The sequence below is a fragment of the Streptomyces sp. NBC_00654 genome (assembly GCF_026341775.1).
Lineage (GTDB): Bacteria > Actinomycetota > Actinomycetes > Streptomycetales > Streptomycetaceae > Streptomyces.
Map to the genome: position 1 here is coordinate 1,345,404 of NZ_JAPEOB010000002.1, position 17,484 is coordinate 1,362,887.

Below are 17,484 nucleotides of genomic sequence, written 5' to 3' on the forward strand. Positions count from 1 at the left end.
GCCCGCCGCGCGGAGCGCAAGCTGCGCAAACTCTCCGAACAGGACACCGTCCCGCACGGCATGCGCGCCACGCCGGCCGGGCGGATCGCCCGCGGTGCGCTGCTGACCGTCGCCGCGATCGTGACGATCTTCCCGTTCTACGCGATGGTCGTGCTCTCGCTGAAGCCGTCCGCGGCGGTCGAGTTCCCCGGCAGTCTGCTGCCGTGGCCGCTCACCGGCGAGGCGTACGACACCGTCATGAACGCCCAGGACGTACCGCGCTGGCTGTTCAACACCCTGATGTACTCGGTCGTCTCGGTCGTGGGTGTGCTGCTGCTGGCCTCGCTGGCCGGGTACGCGTTCGCCAAGAAGCGCTTCCCCGGCCGGGAGGCGATGTTCTGGTCGTTCCTGTCGATGGTGATGGTCCCGTACCACGTCACGATGATCCCGACCTTCGCGATGATCGCGAAGATGGGCGGCGTCGACACCTACTGGGGCCTGATCGTGCCGACCCTGGCCAACGCCCAGGCGGTGTTCCTGATGCGGCAGTTCATCCAGCGGCTGCCCGACGAGCTGTTCGAGGCGGCCCGGCTCGACGGGTGCAGCGAGTGGCAGATCTTCTACCGGATCGTGCTGCCGCTGCTGAAGCCGATCCTCGCCACGCTCGGGGTGTTCGTCTTCCTGTGGCACTGGAACGACTTCCTGTGGCCGCTGGTCATCGGCCAGTCCACCGACATGCGCACCCTCACCGTCGGTATCGCCTCGCTCCAGCAGCAGAACGTGCCGCTGAATGTGGTGCTCTCCGGCTCCGTCATCGCGTTCGTGCCCATCTTCGCCGCGTACCTGGTGGGCCAGCGCTACTTCACCGAGGGCGTCACCGCGTCCGGAATCAAGGGATAGCTACGAATGTTCACCGATGAGGCCGCGCTCGAAGAGCGGCTCGCCACCCCCTCCCCCGCACTGATCGCCGACCTCGCCGGGCTGGAGGGCGACCTGCTGGTCCTCGGCGCCGGCGGCAAGATGGGGCCGAGCCTGTGCCGGCTGGCCCGCCGGGCGCTGGACGCCGCCGGCCGGACGGACGTGACCGTGTACGCGGTGTCCCGCTGGTCGGACAAGGCGGCGGCCGGGGAACTGGAGGCCGCGGGCGTCTCCACCGTCGCCTTCGACCTGATGGACCCGGCGGCCGATCTGGGCGAGCTTCCCGAGGCCGGGAACATCGTCTTCATGGTCGGCGCCAAGTTCGGTTCGGCCGGGGCGCCCTCGCACGCCTGGGCGGTGAACGCCGCGATGCCGGACCGGGTGGCGCGCCGCTGGCCCGGCGCCCGGATCGCCGCGTTCTCCACCGGCAATGTGTACCCGCTGGTCCCGGTCTCCTCGGGCGGCTGCACGGAGAGCGACCCGGTGGGACCGGTCGGCGAGTACGCGATGTCCTGCCTCGGCCGGGAGCGGATCTTCGACCACGCCGCGCTGACCCGCGGCACGAAGGTCGCCAACATCCGCCTCAACTACGCGGTCGACCTGCGCTACGGCGTGCTCGCCGACATCGCCTCACGCGTCCGGGCCGGCGAGCCCGTCGATGTGACGACCGGTCATGCCAATGTGGTGTGGCAGGGTTACGCGAACGAGGTCGCCCTGCGTTCGCTGCCGCACGCCACCGAGGGTGCGGCGTTCACCCTCAACCTCACCGGCCCGGAGACCGCTCCGGTACGCCGTCTGGCGCAGTGGTTCGGCGAGGAGTTCGACCGGGAGCCGGTGTTCGCGGGGACCGAGGCGCCGACCGCGCTGCTCTCCGACGCGAGCCGCTGCCACGCGCTGTTCGGCTACCCGGACGTGACGCTGCGGACCCTCGTCACCTGGCAGGCCGACTGGCTGCGCCGCGGGTTGCCGCTCTCCGGCAAGCCCACCAAGTTCCAGGTCCGTGACGGAAGGTTCTGATCCACCCCATGTCCACTCCTTCGCCCGTGTCCGCGTCGTCGCCCGCCTCCACGCCCGCTCTGGACGCGCTCGCCCACGGGGCGGTGATCCCCGCCCATCCGCTCGCGCTGCACGCGGACGGCACGTTCGACGAGCGCCGCCAGCGTGCGCTGACCCGCTACTACCTCGCCTCCGGGGCGGGCGGCGTCGCCGTCGCCGTGCACACCACCCAGTTCGAGATCCGGGAGCCCGGCGTCGGGCTGCTGCGGCCGGTCCTCGAACTGGCCGCCGAGACCATCGACCGGGAGGCCGGCCGGCCCTTCATCAAGGTCGCCGGGGCCTGCGGCTACACCGCGCAGGCGGTCGCCGAGGCCGAGACGGCCGCCGCGCTCGGCTATGACGCGGTGCTGCTCAGCCCGGCGGTGCCCGGTGCCGACGAGAAGGGTCTGCTGGAGCGGGCCCGCGCGGTCGGCGAGGTGCTGCCGGTCATCGGCTTCTACCTCCAGGAGGCCGTCGGCGGACGCTACCTGTCGCCCGGCTTCTGGTCGGCGTTCACCGACCTGCCGTCCACCGCCGCGGTGAAGATAGCCCCGTTCGACCGCTACCGCACCGCCGATGTCGTACGGGCGGTGGCCGCCGCGGACCGTGCGGACGAGGTCGCCCTGTACACCGGCAACGACGACGACATCATCGGTGACCTCCTGACCCCGTACGAGACGGCGAACGGGACCCGGCGCTGGTTCGCCGGCGGGCTCCTGGGCCAGTGGGCCGTCTGGACGAGCTCCGCCGTGACGCTCCTGGACGAGGTGCGCGCCGCCCGTGCCGGGGACCACGCGGCGATGGTGCGCTGCCTGGCCCGGCGGTCCGAGCTGACCGACGCCAACAGCGCGGTCTTCGATGTGCGCGGCGCGTTCCGCGGCTGCATCGCCGGAGTGCACGAAGTGCTGCACCGCCAGGGCCTGTTGGCGAACATCCGCTGCCTGGACCCGGCCGAGACCCTGTCTCCGGGACAGGCCGAGGAGATCACCCGGGTGGCCGAGGCCTACCCTTGGCTGACCGATGACGCCTTCGTTGCGGAGCACCTCGATGCCTGGCTCTCCTGATCCTGCCGACCGCTCCCGGGTGGTCGTCTCCGTCCCCCCGCACCTGCGTGCCCAGTTCTTCACCCCCGAGGTCTGGCGGGCGCTCCAGGACGCGGCCGAACTGACCGTCCTGGACGAGCACCGCGACCGGGAGGCCCTGCTCGCGGCCATGCCGGGAGCGCGGGCCCTCATCACGTCGTGGCGCAGCCCCCGTGCGGACACCGGGCTCCTCGACGTCGCGGACCGGCTGGAGCTGGTGGCGCACACCGGCTCGGCGGTCGCCCCGTACGTCACCGAGGAGGTGTTCCGGCGCGGCATCCGGGTCACCCAGGCCGGGGACGAGATGGCGCGCCCGGTGGCGGAGGTGGCCCTCGCCTTCACCCTCTCCCTGCTCCACCGCATCCAGCGCTTCGACCATGCCCTGCGGAGCGGCGCCGACTGGGCGGCGGCGAGCGAGGCGCCGCCGCGCCACGAGATCCACGGCAGCGAGATCGGGGTGATCGGCGCGTCCCGCACCGGACGGGCGTACATCGCGTTGGTGCGGGCGATGGGGGCACGGGTGAGCGTGAGCGATCCGTTCCTGTCCCCGGCGGACGCGGCGGAGCTCGGCGTGGAGTCCGTGGACCTTCCCACCCTGCTGAGCCGCAGCCGGATCGTGGCGGTGCACGCCCCGGTGACGGAGGAGACGCACCGGATGATCGGCGCCGAGCAGCTGGCCCTGATGCCGGACGGCGCGGGCCTGGTGAACACCGCCCGCTCCTGGCTGGTCGACGAGGACGCCCTCCTGGCGGAGCTGGCCCCGGGCCGGCTGGACGCGGCCATCGATGTCTTCGACGCGGAGCCACTGCCCGTCGGCCACCCCTTCCGCACCCTGCCCAATGTGCTGCTCACCCCGCACCAGGCGGCGGGCAGCGTCGAGTGCCGGCAGCGGCTGGGCGCGAGCGCCGTCGACGAGGTACTGCGCCTGCTGGACGGCCGTCCCCCCGTGCACGCCGTGACCGCCGAAGCCCTGGTACGGCTGCTCTGAGGCTCCGGCCCGGTCACGCGAGCACCCCACCCCCCTTTCACCTCAGGAGAGTTCACCCCCATGCGTTTCATGCGCGTAGGCGAGCCGGGTTCCGAACGCCCGGTGCTCGTCTGCCCCGAAGGCCTTCACTACGACCTGTCGGGCATCACCGGTGACATCGACGGCGACTTCCTCGCCGCGCTCGGCGAGAATCCCCGGCTGGTCCCGGACGAGCCGAAGCTCCCGGAGACCGACATCACCGGGCTGCGGATCGGGGCGCCCGTCGCACGCCCCTCGGCCCTGCTGTGCATCGGCCAGAACTACGCCGCCCACGCGGCGGAGTCGGGCGCGCTCCCGCCCGAGCAGCCGATCCTCTTCTACAAGTCGCCGAACACGGTCGTCGGACCGTACGACGACGTCCTGATCCCGCGCGGCTCCGAGAAGACCGACTGGGAGGTGGAGCTGGCCGTCGTCATCGGCCGCCGCGCCTCCTACCTGGACTCCCCCGCCGACGCCGCCGCGCACATCGCGGGCTACGCCGTCAGCAACGACGTCTCCGAGCGCGCGTTCCAGCTGGAGCAGTCGGGCGGCCAGTGGTCCAAGGGCAAGAGCTGCGCGACGTTCAACCCGCTCGGCCCGGTCCTGGTGACCGCCGACGAGGTGGGCGACCCGCAGCGACTGCGGCTGCGCAGCTACGTCAACGGCGAGCCGCGGCAGGACTCCAGCACCGCGGACATGATCTTCAGCGTGGCGCATCTGGTGCACCATCTGTCGCAGTACCTGGTGCTGGAGCCCGGCGACATCATCAACACCGGTACGCCGCAGGGCGTGGCGCTGTCGGGCCGCTTCCCGTACCTGGGTGACAAGGACGTGATGGAGGTGGAGATCTCGGGCCTCGGCCGACAGCGCAGCGTCTGCCGGCCGGCGTAACGGGGGCGGCCGGACCGACCGCGCCGGCCGGTCTCAGTCCTCCGGCAGCTCGACCGGGGCGATGTCGTCGAAGACGTCGCCGGGGCCGGGGTTCGTCGCGTCCGTGGCACCGCCGAACTGGGTCATCACACCCCAGACGGCGTTCAGCGCGGTCTGTACGGCGCCCTCGGCCCATCCGGCCGTCCAGGAGATGTCGTCGCCCGCGAGGAAGAGTCCCCGTTTGTCGGCGGGCAGCCGGTCCTGCATGAAGTGGGTGAACAGGCGCCGCTGGTAGCGGTAGTGGCCGGGCAGGTTGGCCTTGAACGCCCCCATGAACCAGGGCTCGTTCTCCCAGGACACCGTCACCGGGTTGCCGATGACATGACTGCGGATGTCGACGTTCGGGTAGATCTCGCCCAGCGACTTGAGCATGACGTCCATGCGCTCGTTCGCCGAGAGCGGCAGCCACTTCAGGCTGTCGTCGCACCAGGTGTAGGACAGACAGATCACGGCGGGCTCGTCCGGGCCGTTGTCCAGGAGGTAGGTGCCCCGGGTCATCCGGTCAGTGAGCGTCATCGACATGGTGTCGCGGCCGGTGACCTCGTCCTTGTCCAGCCAGAACGGCCGGTCGACCGGGACGAACAGCTTGGACGACTCCATGTAGTGGGTGCGCTCCATCGCCGTCCAGTGGTCGATCGGGAAGAGCGCGTCATCGCAGTCGATCTTGGAGAGCAGCAGCCAGGACTGCCCGGTGAAGACCGCCGCCCGGAAGGTGCGGATGTCCCCGGTGGCGTCGGTGACCGTGATGCCGTTGCCTGCGGTGCGGTTGAGCCGGGTCACGGCGGGGCGGGGTTCGCCGTCGTGCAGCGAGGCCAGCGAGGTCCCCAGCGGCCAGTGGACGATCTTGCGCGGTTCGCGCTCCCACAGCCGCAGCGGAAGCTGCTGGCTGCCGCCGACGATGCCGCGGTGGTGGTCGTCCGCCTCGGTGTAGACGACCCGCAGGATCTCCAGGATGGAGTTGGGGAAGTCGGTGTCCCAGCCTCCGGTGCCGAAGCCGACCTGGCCGAAGATCTCCCGGTGCCGGAACGACGTGAAGGCGTCGGAGTCGCAGAGGAAGCCGTAGAAGGTCTGGTTGTCCAGCTTCTCGACGAGCTTCGCCCAGATCTCCCGGATGCGCGGCACATCGCGCTCCCGCATGGCCCGGTTCATGTCGGTGAAGTCGGCGCCCTCCTCCAGGCAGGCGTTCCACGCGTCCATCACGTCGCGGTAGACCTGCGGCAGGTCGTCGATGGTCTCGGCGTAGTGCGACTCGCCCTTCAGGTCCACGACGGTCGAGGGCGTGGCCGGGGAGAGCGGGTTGGGGAAGGGCTGGGTCTCCAGCCCCACGAGGTCGATGTAGTGCTGGAGCGCCGTGGACGAGGGCGGGAAGCGCATGGCGCCCATCTCCGCGGTCAGCGTGGGGTCGCAGCCGTCGAACCCGACGGTGCGCAGCCTGCCGCCGATCCGGTCGGCCTCGTACAGCACGGGCCGCAGCCCCATCTTCATCAGCTCGTACGCGGTGATGATCCCGGAGAGCCCGCCGCCGATGACGGCGACCTCGGCCCCGTGCTCGGTCGCCGGAATCTGGCCGAGGCCGGCGGGGTGGGCGAGGAAGTCGTCGTAGGCGTAGGGAAAGTCCGGCCCGAACATGGTGATCGGCGGAGCCGCGTCGGTGTGCTGGACGGCGTTGGGCACCGTGGACGTCATGGGGTACGGACTCCTTGCGGGGACGAAGTGGTGGGGCGGGCTCGGACGAGGGAGCCGTACAGACCGGGGCGGCGGTCGTGCAGATACGGGTTGGCGGCGCGCGAGGCGTTCAGCAGACCGGGGTCCACATCACCGACGACCAGTTCCTCGCCGCGTCCGGCGCGGGCGCGTACGGTGCCGTCGGGTCCGGCCAGGCAGCTCAGCCCGACGAACTCGAACTCGCCTTCCGGGCCGGTCCTGTTGACGTACGCAAGGTACATCTGGCTCTCGAAGGCCCGTACCGGTACGAGGGATTCGGCGACGAACGGGAAGGGGTGCATCAGTGCGGTGGGTACCAGTAGCAGGCCGGTGCCGGCCAGGGCGTGCGCCCGGACGTTCTCCGGGAACTCGACGTCGTAGCAGATGAGCAGACCGATGCGGACACCGTCCAGTTCGGCCTGGACGACGGGCTGCTCACCGGGGGTGAACCACTCCTGCTCGAAACCGCCGAAGAGATGGGTCTTGCGGTAGTTCGCGAGCGGGTTGCCGTCCGGACCGATGAGCTGTGCCGCGTTGAAGATCAGCTCCTCCGCACGCTCCGGATAGCCGTAGAGGACCGCGATCCCGTGCCGTGCGGCGATGTCGGCGACGGCCCGCGCACCGGGGCCGTCGGCGGGCTCGGCCAGGCGGGGGACGGCGTCACCGATGGCGTATCCGGTGAGGAACATCTCCGGACAGACCAGCAGGCGTGCCCCGGCGGCGGCGGCGCGGGCGGCCGCTTCGTCGAGGATCCCGATGTTCGCGTCCACGGCGCCGGGCCGGCCGGAGCTCTGGAGCAGGGCGGTACGCAACGACGGCATGGCTGACCTCGGGCGGTGCGGGGGTGGAGTGGGGAGACGTATCGACGGTACGGGCGGCCGTCGCCCCGGACAAGGCGCGACCGTTGCGCGGGGACCGTCGATTCGTTGCGCGTCCCCCGGGCCCTGCGGTGATTTGTTGCGCACCGCATCGCCGCAGGTCAGAAGGGTGATGTGGGTCTCGGGCGAAGGCTCCCGCCGGCCGGGGCGGCGCGGGTGCCCGGCCGGGGCACGGGTGTCTCAGGCCGGGGGCGGACTCGCCGAGTACCGCCGCAGCAGCGGCGAGAGCACCAGCACCGATTTCGTCCGCTCCACGTACGGCTCGCCGGCGATCCGCTCCAGCACCTGTTCGAAGTGGCGCATGTCCGCGGCGAAGACCTGCACGACCGCGTCGGCGTCTCCGGTCACCGTGGAGGCGGCGGCGATCTCCGGATACCGGGCCAGACCCCGCTTGATCGCCTCCGGCGACGTGTTGCGGCTGCAGTAGATCTCGATGAAGCCCTCGGTCTCCCATCCCAGGGCCGCCGGGTCCACCCGCACGGTGAATCCGGTGATCGCGCCCTCGGCGCGCAGCCGGTCCACCCGGCGTTTCACGGCGGGGGCGGACAGTCCGATGATCGCGCCGATGTCGGCGTAGCTGCGCCGGGCGTCTTCGGCGAGGGCGTGGACGATGCGTTCGTCGAGGTCGTTCAGGCGCACGTCGGGCGGTTCACTTCTCTGCGATGGGTCTGCTGCGGGGGCGGCGGTGCCGCCCCCGCAGTAGACCATGGGCCGCCCCTTCGGGGCGCGCCGGACGCAGCGGGGTGCGGCCGGGTCAGAAGGGGAACTGCGAGCGGCCGTGCTGGACCGAGATCCACTTCTGGGTGGTGAACGCCTCCATCATGGACTCGCCGTTCAGCCGGCCGAGGCCGGAGCTCTTCTCGCCGCCGAACGGGACGATGGGCTCGTCGTGGACGGTGCCGTCGTTGATGTGGATCATGCCGGTGTGGATGCGCTTGCCGACCCGCACCCCGCGCTCGATGTTGCCGGTGTGAACGGCGCCGCTCAGCCCGTACGGGGTGTCGTTGGCGATCCGGACCGCCTCGTCCTCGCCGTCGAAGGGCACCAGCAGGGCCACCGGACCGAAGATCTCCTGCTGCAGGACGGGCGAGTCCGCCGCGAGCCCGGTGAGCACCGACGGGCTGACCACATTGCCCTCCGCCCGGCCGTGCAGCAGGGCCGTCGCGCCGGCCTCGACGGTCTGGTCGACGAGCTTGGAGACGGCCTCGGCCTGCGAGGAGTTGATCAGCGGGCCGATCTGCGTCGCGGGGTCGGCGGGGTCGCCGACGGTCAGGGAGGCGACCTTGGCGACGAACTTCTCGGTGAACTCCGCCTCCACCGCCCGGTCGACCAGGATCCGGTTGGCGGCCATGCAGACCTGGCCCTGGTGGATGTACCGGCTGAAGACGGCCGCGTCGACGGCGTAGTCCACATCGGCGTCGTCGAGCACGATCAGCGCGCTGTTGCCGCCCAGTTCGAGGACGGCGCGCTTGAGGTTGGCCGCGCAGACGGTGGCGACGTGCCGCCCGACCTTGTCCGACCCGGTGAAGGAGATGACCTGCGGGACGGGGTGCTCCAGCAGGGTGTCGCCGATCTCCGCGATATCGGTGACGACGACGTTGAGGAGTCCGGCGGGCAGGCCCGCGTCCTCGAACACCTTCGCCAGCAGGGTGCCGCCGCATACCGGGGTGTTCTGGTGCGGCTTGAGGACGACCGCGTTGCCGAGCGCCAGCGCGGGGGCGACCGACTTGAGCGACAGCAGGAAGGGGAAGTTGAAGGGGCTGATGACCCCGACGACACCGACGGGCAGCCGGTAGACACGGTTCTCCTTGCCCTCGGTCGGCGAGGGCAGGATCTGACCGGCCGGGCGCAGCGCCAGCTGGATGGACTCGCGCAGGAACTCCTTGGCCAGGTGCAGCTCGAAGGCCGCCTTCAGCCCGGTCCCGCCGAGCTCCGCGACGATGGCCTCGCTGATCTCCGGCTCGCGCTCCTCGACGATCCGCAGGGCCTTCTCCAGCACGGCCCGCCTGGCGTACGGATTGGTGTCCGCCCACGCCGGCTGTGCCCGCTCCGCCGCACGGTAGGCCTGGTCCACCTCGCCGGCCGTGGCGACGGCGATCGAGGCGAGCTTCTCCCCGTTGTAGGGATTGAAGTCGATGATGTCCCAGGACCCCTTCCCCGGCCTCCACTCGCCGTCGATGTACTGATGGGCCAGGTCGGTGAAGAAGGACATGAGATCCCTTACCACAGAGAGAAAGGCAGCTGATTGCGCTTCATATTACTTATATCTCAACAGAGTTGAAGCGCGGGAAAGGCACCCCCCTGCAGCCGGAAACAAACGCCTTTCGGTCGGGGCGCGACCGGCTGAACGCAACTGCCCCTCCCGGGTGAACCACCGGGAGGGGCAGACGTGTCGTGGAGGGTGCGGGATCAGCTCCAGCTGGCGTGCAGCGGCTTGCCCTCGGCGTAGCCGGCGGCGCTCTGCACCCCGACGACCGCCTTCTCGGCGAACTCCTCCAGGGAGCCGGCACCGGCGTACGTGCAGGAGGAACGGACACCCGCGATGATCGAGTCGATCAGGTCCTCGACACCCGGACGGGCCGGGTCCAGGAACATCCGTGAGGTGGAGATGCCCTCCTCGAACAGCGCCTTGCGGGCGCGGTCGTACGAGGACTCCTCCGAGGTGCGGTTCTTCACGGCGCGCGCCGAGGCCATCCCGAAGGACTCCTTGTAGTAGCGGCCGTCGGCGGACTGCTGGAGGTCGCCGGGCGACTCGTACGTGCCGGCGAACCAGGAGCCGATCATCACGTTGGACGCGCCGGCCGCCAGGGCCATGGCGACATCGCGCGGGTGACGGACACCGCCGTCGGCCCAGACGTGCTTGCCGTGCTTCCTCGCCTCGGCCGCGCACTCCAGGACCGCGGAGAACTGCGGGCGGCCCACGCCGGTCATCATCCGGGTGGTGCACATGGCGCCGGGGCCGACGCCGACCTTGATGATGTCCGCGCCGGCCTCGATGAGGTCGCGCACACCCTCGGCGGCGACGATGTTGCCCGCGACGATCGGCACCTTCGGGTCGAGTGCCCGGACGGCCCTGACCGCGCTGATCATGGATTCCTGGTGGCCGTGCGCGGTGTCCACGACGAGCGTGTCGACGCCCGCGTCCAGGAGCTGCCGGGCCTTGCCCGCGACATCGCCGTTGATGCCGACGGCGGCCGCGATGCGCAGCCTGCCCCCGGCGTCGGTGGCGGGCGTGTAGAGGGTCGCGCGCAGCGCGGCCTTGCGGGTGAGTATGCCCACCAGCCTGCCGTCCGCGTCGACCGCGGGCGCGAGCTTGCGGTTGGCTCCGTCGAGCCGGTTGAACGCGTCGCGCGGGTCGATGTCCGCGTCGAGCAGCACCAGGTCCTTGGACATGACCTCGGACAGCTGGGTGAAGCGGTCGACGCCGGTCAGGTCGTGGTCGGTGACGACGCCGACGGGCCGCCGCTCCTCGTCGACGACGACACCCGCGCCGTGGGCACGCTTGGGCAGCAGCGACAGGGCGTCGGCGACGGTCTGGCCGGGGGCCAGCACGATCGGGGTGTCGAGGACGAGGTGGCGTGTCTTGACCCAGGTGATGACGTCGGTGACGACCTCGATCGGGATGTCCTGGGGGATGACGACGAGGCCACCGCGGCGGGCGATGGTCTCGGCCATCCGGCGGCCCGCGATCGCGGTCATGTTGGCGACGACGAGCGGGATGGTGGTGCCGGTGCCGTCGGGCGACGAGAGGTCGACACCCTGGCGGGATCCGACCGCCGAGCGGCCCGGGACCATGAAGACGTCGTCGTACGTGAGGTCGTACGGGACCGAGGGGGACTCTGTGTAACGACCGGTGCCAGGCTCGAGAAAACGCATAACACTCATATTTTCATACGAAACGGTGCAGGTCGTTTCCACGAAGACACAGCAAAAGACCCCCGCATTCGTGTATTCCTCCAAGGAGGCGGTCGGGGGGGCCGGGCAAGTGGAACCTGCCTTACCCACAGACTCTACCCGAACGGAATTCGAACCATTCGTGATCACCATCCCTGGACCCGATGACAAGGGGTCAGGTAGCTTCAAATCCGCAGGTCTCGGGGTCAGCGCAGCGCCGTAGGGGCGCTGTCGAAGAACCCGACACGCCCGTTTGACCGGAGAGGATGCAGATCCGCCTGTGGACAGCGAACTGCCGGACATCTACTGCCCGTTCCCGCAGCGGACCAACCCGCACGTCGGTCACACCCGGGACCATCTTGACGCCTGGACGCGCCGTACCGGGCTGGTACACCGCGAGTCGGCGAGAAAGCGCTTCGAACAGGCCGATTTCGGCGCCTTCGTCGGCATGGTCTACCCGGCGGCCAAGGGTGAACACCTCGATCTGGTGGCCGATTGGTTCGTCTGGCTCTTCCTCGTGGACGACCAGCTCGACGACGGGCATCTCGGCCGCAGCCCGGATCGGGTACGCGACGTGGTCGACCGGATGCGGGCCGTGGTGGACGGCTCCGCTCCCCGTCCGCTGCCGGGAGAGGAGCTCCCGGCCGCCGTGACGGCCCTGGCCGACCTGTGGGAACGTACGACTCCGAATGCCGCGCCGCACTGGCGCACCCGCTTCGCCTGGCATCTGGTCATGTACCTCACGACGGCCACCACCTGGGAGGCCGGGAACCGGGCCGACGACGTGGTGCCGTCCGAGGAGACGTACATCGCGAAGCGGCGGCACACCGGGGCCATCCATGTCTGCATGGACCTCATAGAGATCGTGGCCGGCATCGAGGCCCCGGAGTCGATCCACAACGACCCCCGGTTCATCACCGCCCTGGAGGCCTCGTGCAACGTCGTGTGCTGGGCCAATGACGTCTACTCCTTCGAGAAGGAGCAGGTGCTCGGCGAGATCCACAACCTCGTCCACCTGGTCCGGCACCACCGGGCCCTGGGGGAACAGCAGGCGCTGGACCATGTCGCCGAGCGGATAGCCACGGAGACCGAGCGGTTCCTGACGGCCGAGGAAGAACTCCTGGAGCTCTATCCGCAGCTCTCCGGTCTGCTCGTGCCCTACCTCGACGGCATGCGCAGCTGGATGCGCGGCAATCTGGACTGGTCCCGGCAGACCCCGCGCTACAACCCGGCCGACGTCAGCCAGTACGCGGAGCCCGGGGAGTATCTGGAGGAGACGGTGCTGGGCATCGGCGGTGACCACGCCGTCCAGTGCGCCGGGGAGACGAACCGCACCGTCTGAGGGGACGGACACACGGCGGAGGCCGGGCGCTCGCACAGCGCCCGGCCTCCGCCGTATCCGTCCGTCCGGGTCACTCCCCGTCGGGGTCGGCCCGCTCCAGCGCCGGGCGCGGTCCGGCCACCGACTCGGTGAGCAGGAAGTCGGCCGCCGCCGTGTCCGTCACCAGGCTGGTGACCAGCCCGGAGCGCAGTACGGCACCGATCGCCGCCGCCTTGCGCTGGCCGCCCGCGATCGCCACCACCTCGGGGATCCGGCGCAGCCGGTCCGCCTCGACCGTGATGCACCGCTCGCCGAGGTCGCGCCCGACCCGGCGGCCGTCGGAGTCGAAGAGGTGCGCGGACATCTCCGCGGCGACGCCGAGCGACGCGTAGTGCGCCCGCTCCTCGTCGGAGAGCATGTCGTGGACCGTGGAGATGCCCGGCTCCCAGGAGCCGATCGAGACGGCGGCGACCGTCACCTTGTCGAAGTACTCGAAGGCGCGGGCGATGCCCGTCTGGTGCCGCAGGGCCGCGGCGGTCGCCGGGTCCGGCAGCAGCATCGGCGCGTAGATCGGGTGCGCCTCGCCACCGGATACCTGGGCGGCCCGGCGGACCGCCTCGACCGAGCCGCGCTCGGCCGTCCCCGCGTCGTACACGCCGGTGAGCTGCACGACCGTGCAGGGCGGCAGCCGGTCGAGGGCCGCCGCCATATGGATGGTGGAGCGGCCCCAGGCCAGGCCCAGGACATCGCCCTCGTTCACCAGTTCGCCGAGCAGGTCGGCCGCGACCTCGCCCAGGTTCTCCGGGTCGGCCGCGTCGTCCTGTTCGTCCGCCGGGGACTCGACGACGACCGCGTGCCGGAGCCCGTAGCGGGCCCGGAGCGCGTCGGAACGCTCGGCGTCCAGCTCGGCCGGTACCCGGATCTCGATCCGTACGAGATCACGCTCAAGGGCCGTCTCCAGGACCCGGGCCACCTTGAAGCGGCTGACGCCGAACTCCTCGGCGATCTGGATCTTCGACTTTCCCTCAAGGTAGAACCGGCGGGCCATGGCCGCCGCCTGCACCAGCTCCGCGGGTCCCATCCGCATGGCTGACCGACCCGCCGAGATGCCAGACACCGCGATCTCCTCACTGCTGTTCACACGCCCGATACGCCGTTCATCCTGTCAGATCCGGCGATCCTTGATCGGCCCCGTCGGGCCACGTTCATCTGCGCTTTGTTCAGTGGCCGCACGCCCAGGGCGCCACGGCCGTTGCCGCGTCCGCCCGCGCGCGCAGGGCCCGCACCGCTTCGGCCGGATCCGCCGCCCCGTACACCGCCGAGCCGGCGACGAAGACATCGGCACCGGCCTCGGCGCACCGCTCGATGGTGGACGCCGAGACGCCGCCGTCGACCTGGAGCCACAGTTCGAGGCCGTGCTTGGAGATCAGCTCACGGGTGCGGCGGATCTTGGGCAGCATGATGTCCAGGAACGCCTGGCCGCCGAAGCCCGGCTCGACCGTCATGATCAGCAGCATGTCGAGCTCGGGGAGCAGGTCCTCGTACGGCTCGATGGGCGTCGCGGGCTTGAGCGCCATCGACGCACGCGCCCCCTTCGCCCGGATCTCCCGCGCCAGCCGGACCGGCGCCGCCGCGGCCTCCACGTGGAAGGTGACGGAGCCCGCCCCCGCCTCGACGTACTGCGGAGCCCAGCGGTCGGCGTCCTCGATCATCAGATGGCAGTCCAGCGGAGTGTCCGTCGCCCTGCTCAGCGCCTCGACGATCGGTACCCCGAGGGTCAGATTGGGCACGAAGTGATTGTCCATCACGTCGACATGGAGCCAGTCGGCACCTTCGACGGCCTTCGCCTCGTCGGCGAGACGCGCGAAATCGGCGGACAGAATGCTGGGGTTGATCTGGGCCATGCACCCAAGCCTGCCACGTTCCTGGCCGGTTCCCCGCCTTCGTGCGCCGCAAAGCCACACGCGATCATCACAGTTCGCACAATCCCGGCATTTTGCCTGTGCTTTACCGCTCTTTTACCGGCTCCGTACGGGACGGACCCCGGCCACCGCTCAGCCGGTCCGGCGCAGCAGCGCGAGATACATCGCGTCCGTGCCGTGCAGATGCGGCCAGAGCTGGACGTCTGGGCCGTCCCCCAGCGCGGGCACTCCGGGCATCAGCGGCCGGGCGTCGATCCACTCGGCGCTCACCGGCTCCCCGCCCCGGCCCTTCAGGACGTCCTCCACGACGACCCGGGTCTCCGCGAGGTGCGGCGAGCAGGTCGCGTACCCCACGACGCCGCCGACCCGGACGGCCTTCAACGCCTCGCGCAGCAGCCCGCGTTGGAGGGGTGCGAAGCTCTCCAGGTCGGCCGCGCGGCGCCGCCAGCGGGCCTCCGGGCGACGGCGCAGCGCACCGAGTCCCGAGCAGGGCACGTCCATCAGGATCCGGTCGAAGGTGCCGGGCTGCCACGGCGGGCGGGTGCCGTCCGCGGTGATGACCTGGTACGGGCCGGGGTTGCCGGCCAGCGCCCGCTCCACGAGCCGGGCGCGGTGCGGCTGCTTCTCGGCCGCCAGCAGAGCGGCGCCCCGACCCGCCGCGAGCGCGGCCAGCAGGGCGGCCTTGCCGCCGGGACCCGCGCAGCCGTCCAGCCAGCGGGTGTCGTTGCCCTTCACCGGGGCGTTGGCGAGGGCGGCGGCGACGAGCTGGCTGCCTTCGTCCTGGACGCCCGCCCGCCCCTCCTGCACGGCGGTCAGGGCTCCCGGCTCGCCGCCCTCCGCCATCCGTACCGCGTACGGCGACCAGCGGCCGGGCAGGCCGTTCTCCTCACCGAGGGCCTCCAGCAGCTCCTCGGTGGTGGAGCGGCCGGGACGGGCGACCAGCGTGACCTCGGGCCGCTCGTTGTCGGCCTCCAGCAGGTCCTCGATCCCGGCGCGGCCACCGCCCAGGGCGTCCCAGAGCGCGGAGACGACCCACCGCGGGTGCGAATGGACGACGGAGAGATGGTCCTCGGCGTCCTGTTCGTAGGACGGGGCGACGCGCTCCACCCAGCCGTCGAGGTCGTGCGCCGAGACCTTGCGCAGCACCGCGTTGACGAACTTGGCGCGCCCCTCGCCGAGCACCACCCGGGCCAGTTCCACGCTGGCGGAGACCGCGGCGTGGGTCGGGATGCGGGTGCCGAGCAACTGGTGGACGCCCATGTTGAGCACATCGAGGACCGGCGGGTCGACCTCACGCAGCGGCCGGTCGATACAGGCCGCGACGATCGCGTCGTACGTGCCCTGGCGGCGCAGTGTCCCGTAGACCAGCTCGGTCGCCAGTGCCGCGTCCCGGGCGTCGAAGTCGCCCTTGGCGCGGGCCTTCCTGAGCAGCGGCGGCAGCACCAGGTTGGCGTACGCGTCACGTTCGTCGACGGCCCTGAGCGCCTCGAAGGCGAGGAACCGGACGGGATCCTTCTGGGGACGGCGATGGGGCTTGGCGGGACGGCGACGCTGCTGGTCGTTCACGTGAAGGTGCTCCGCGGAGGGTGAGGGGGCGAACCTCCCCAGCCTACGTCGCCGCCCCGGACGCCGGTGACCGCAGTCCCGGGCCCCGGGGACCGCGGCCCGGTGCCGGGGACTACACCCCGAGCAGCTCGCCCGGGGCGATCCGCACTCCGCGCGCCCAGTCGGCGGCCTTCATCGGCTTCTTGCCCTGCGGCTGCACCCAGAGCAGCTCGACGGCGTGCGAACCGGTGCCGGCGTACACGTTGTTCTTGGCGGCGGCCAGCTCGCCGGGCGCCAGATCCGTACGGTCCAGGACCGGGGTGGCCTGGACGAGCTTCAGCCGCTCGCCCCGGAAGAGGGTCCAGGCCCCGGGGGCCGGGGTGCAGCCGCGCACGACCCGGTCCACCCGCAGGGCCGGGTCGGCCCAGCGCACCTGCGCGTCCTCGACAGTGATCTTCGGGGCGAGGGTGATGCCCTCGGCGGGCTGCGGCACGGCGTGCAGTGTGCCGTCCTCGATGCCGTCCATCGTCGCCGCGAGCAGCCCGGCACCGGCGAAGGCGAGCCGGGTGAGCAGATCGCCGCTGGTGTCGGTGGGCCGGACCTCCTCGGTGAGGACGCCGTAGACCGGACCGGAGTCGAGACCCTCCTCGATCAGGAAGGTGGACGCTCCGGTCACCTCGTCCCCGGCCATCACCGAGTGCTGCACCGGCGCGGCACCGCGCCAGGCGGGCAGCAGCGAGAAGTGCAGATTGACCCAGCCCCGGGCGGGCACGGCCAGCGCCGCCTTGGGCAGCAGCGCCCCGTAGGCGACGACCGGGCAGCAGTCGGGGGCGATCTCCCGCAGCCGGGCCAGGAAGTCCTCGTCCCGCGGCCGGCCCGGCTTGAGGACCTCGATCCCGGCCTCCTCGGCCCGCTCGGCGACGGGGCTGGCGACCAGACGGCGCCCGCGGCCCGCGGGGGCGTCGGGACGGGTCACCACGGCGGCCACCTCGTGCCGTTCGGAGGCGATCAGGGCGTCCAGGGCGGGGACGGCGACCTCGGGGGTGCCGGCGAAGACGAGCTTCATGGGTGGCTGACTGCCTCTCGGGCCGAGAACGTACGGTGGCGAGCAGCGCACCAGTCTAAAGCGTGCCCGGAAGGCCTCCGGCGTGCGGACGGGCAACCGCGAGCCGGGGGGCTCACGTTCTGATCCCGTCGGGGGCGTACGCGCGCCTTTGCGCCCCACGCATATGCACATACGCCCCGATAGCGTGACCACATCCCCGGCTGA

At 71.2% G+C, this 17,484-nt stretch carries 15 protein-coding genes; 6 read left to right on the top strand and 9 right to left on the bottom strand.

Annotation, left to right across the window (positions count from 1 at the left end; all coding sequences use genetic code 11):
• Window positions 1–60: 60 nt before the first annotated feature.
• From OHA98_RS26125 to OHA98_RS26145, 5 genes are read left to right on the top strand one after another with little or no spacing between them, the layout of a single operon-like run.
• Window positions 61–879, top strand: coding sequence for a carbohydrate ABC transporter permease (locus tag OHA98_RS26125; RefSeq protein WP_266930913.1), 819 nt, complete (start codon window positions 61–63; stop codon window positions 877–879).
• Window positions 880–885: 6 nt separating this feature from the next.
• Entirely contained in the window at window positions 886–1,914 is a 1,029-nt protein-coding gene (locus OHA98_RS26130) for an NAD(P)-dependent oxidoreductase (protein WP_266929176.1), read from the top strand.
• Between the two features lie 8 nt (window positions 1,915–1,922).
• Window positions 1,923–2,996, top strand: coding sequence for a dihydrodipicolinate synthase family protein (locus OHA98_RS26135; protein WP_266929177.1), 1,074 nt, complete (start codon window positions 1,923–1,925; stop codon window positions 2,994–2,996).
• On the top strand, window positions 2,980–4,002 hold the full coding sequence (locus OHA98_RS26140; RefSeq protein ID WP_266929178.1) for a hydroxyacid dehydrogenase: 1,023 nt from the start codon (window positions 2,980–2,982) through the stop codon (window positions 4,000–4,002). The genes OHA98_RS26135 and OHA98_RS26140 overlap by 17 nt, the downstream gene beginning before the upstream one ends.
• Window positions 4,003–4,062: 60 nt before the next feature.
• Window positions 4,063–4,911, top strand: coding sequence for a fumarylacetoacetate hydrolase family protein (locus OHA98_RS26145; protein WP_266929179.1), 849 nt, complete (start codon window positions 4,063–4,065; stop codon window positions 4,909–4,911).
• A gap of 33 nt (window positions 4,912–4,944) precedes the next feature.
• On the opposite strand, the gene OHA98_RS26150 is transcribed toward OHA98_RS26145, so the two are convergent.
• From OHA98_RS26150 to OHA98_RS26170, 5 genes are all read right to left on the bottom strand, one after another.
• The gene (locus OHA98_RS26150; protein WP_266929180.1) at window positions 4,945–6,636 is read right to left on the bottom strand and encodes an NAD(P)/FAD-dependent oxidoreductase; all 1,692 of its coding nucleotides are present in this window, start codon (window positions 6,634–6,636) and stop codon (window positions 4,945–4,947) included.
• A complete protein-coding gene (locus tag OHA98_RS26155) occupies window positions 6,633–7,475 on the bottom strand; it encodes a carbon-nitrogen hydrolase family protein (protein WP_266929181.1) in 843 nt (280 codons plus the stop codon). Before OHA98_RS26155 ends, OHA98_RS26150 begins: the two co-directional genes overlap by 4 nt.
• Before the next feature lie 237 nt (window positions 7,476–7,712).
• On the bottom strand, window positions 7,713–8,171 hold the full coding sequence (locus OHA98_RS26160; protein ID WP_266929182.1) for an Lrp/AsnC family transcriptional regulator: 459 nt from the start codon (window positions 8,169–8,171) through the stop codon (window positions 7,713–7,715).
• 115 nt (window positions 8,172–8,286) lie between these two features.
• Entirely contained in the window at window positions 8,287–9,744 is a 1,458-nt protein-coding gene (locus OHA98_RS26165; RefSeq protein WP_266929183.1) for an aldehyde dehydrogenase family protein, read from the bottom strand.
• 197 nt (window positions 9,745–9,941) lie between these two features.
• Window positions 9,942–11,408 carry a GuaB1 family IMP dehydrogenase-related protein gene (locus OHA98_RS26170; protein ID WP_266929184.1) on the bottom strand — a complete coding sequence of 489 codons (1,467 nt, stop codon included), beginning with the start codon at window positions 11,406–11,408 and terminating at the stop codon, window positions 9,942–9,944.
• A gap of 298 nt (window positions 11,409–11,706) precedes the next feature.
• On the opposite strand from OHA98_RS26170, the gene OHA98_RS26175 reads away from it, so the two are divergent.
• Window positions 11,707–12,768, top strand: a complete 1,062-nt coding sequence (locus OHA98_RS26175) for a terpene cyclase (protein ID WP_266929185.1) — start codon at window positions 11,707–11,709, stop codon at window positions 12,766–12,768.
• A 70-nt stretch (window positions 12,769–12,838) separates the two neighbouring features.
• Here the strand turns inward: OHA98_RS26175 and OHA98_RS26180 are convergent, their stop codons facing one another.
• The 4 genes from OHA98_RS26180 to fmt all read right to left on the bottom strand — a co-directional run bounded on the left by OHA98_RS26180 (window position 12,839) and on the right by fmt (window position 17,280).
• A complete protein-coding gene (locus tag OHA98_RS26180; RefSeq protein WP_266930915.1) occupies window positions 12,839–13,828 on the bottom strand; it encodes a sugar-binding transcriptional regulator in 990 nt (329 codons plus the stop codon).
• A 139-nt stretch (window positions 13,829–13,967) separates the two neighbouring features.
• Window positions 13,968–14,651, bottom strand: coding sequence for a ribulose-phosphate 3-epimerase (gene rpe / locus OHA98_RS26185; protein ID WP_266929186.1), 684 nt, complete (start codon window positions 14,649–14,651; stop codon window positions 13,968–13,970).
• Window positions 14,652–14,801: 150 nt separating this feature from the next.
• Window positions 14,802–16,235 (bottom strand): RsmB/NOP family class I SAM-dependent RNA methyltransferase, encoded by a 1,434-nt coding sequence (locus OHA98_RS26190; protein ID WP_266929187.1) that lies wholly within the window; start codon window positions 16,233–16,235, stop codon window positions 14,802–14,804.
• Between the two features lie 112 nt (window positions 16,236–16,347).
• The gene (gene fmt, locus OHA98_RS26195; RefSeq protein WP_266929188.1) at window positions 16,348–17,280 is read right to left on the bottom strand and encodes a methionyl-tRNA formyltransferase; all 933 of its coding nucleotides are present in this window, start codon (window positions 17,278–17,280) and stop codon (window positions 16,348–16,350) included.
• Between the last annotated feature and the right edge of the window lie 204 nt (window positions 17,281–17,484).

Bases quoted from the DNA above. Each gene is read 5' to 3' on its own strand.
- OHA98_RS26145 (WP_266929179.1), top strand. From the start codon at position 4,063: ATGCGTTTCATGCGCGTAGGCGAGCCGGGTTCCGAACGCCCGGTGCTC.
- OHA98_RS26155 (WP_266929181.1), bottom strand. From the start codon at position 7,475: ATGCCGTCGTTGCGTACCGCCCTGCTCCAGAGCTCCGGCCGGCCCGGC.
- OHA98_RS26140 (WP_266929178.1), top strand. From the start codon at position 2,980: ATGCCTGGCTCTCCTGATCCTGCCGACCGCTCCCGGGTGGTCGTCTCC.
- OHA98_RS26130 (WP_266929176.1), top strand. From the start codon at position 886: ATGTTCACCGATGAGGCCGCGCTCGAAGAGCGGCTCGCCACCCCCTCC.
- fmt (WP_266929188.1), bottom strand. From the start codon at position 17,280: ATGAAGCTCGTCTTCGCCGGCACCCCCGAGGTCGCCGTCCCCGCCCTG.
- OHA98_RS26135 (WP_266929177.1), top strand. From the start codon at position 1,923: ATGTCCACTCCTTCGCCCGTGTCCGCGTCGTCGCCCGCCTCCACGCCC.
- OHA98_RS26180 (WP_266930915.1), bottom strand. From the start codon at position 13,828: ATGGGACCCGCGGAGCTGGTGCAGGCGGCGGCCATGGCCCGCCGGTTC.
- OHA98_RS26165 (WP_266929183.1), bottom strand. From the start codon at position 9,744: ATGTCCTTCTTCACCGACCTGGCCCATCAGTACATCGACGGCGAGTGG.
- OHA98_RS26150 (WP_266929180.1), bottom strand. From the start codon at position 6,636: ATGACGTCCACGGTGCCCAACGCCGTCCAGCACACCGACGCGGCTCCG.
- OHA98_RS26125 (WP_266930913.1), top strand. From the start codon at position 61: ATGCGCGCCACGCCGGCCGGGCGGATCGCCCGCGGTGCGCTGCTGACC.
- rpe (WP_266929186.1), bottom strand. From the start codon at position 14,651: ATGGCCCAGATCAACCCCAGCATTCTGTCCGCCGATTTCGCGCGTCTC.
- OHA98_RS26170 (WP_266929184.1), bottom strand. From the start codon at position 11,408: ATGCGTTTTCTCGAGCCTGGCACCGGTCGTTACACAGAGTCCCCCTCG.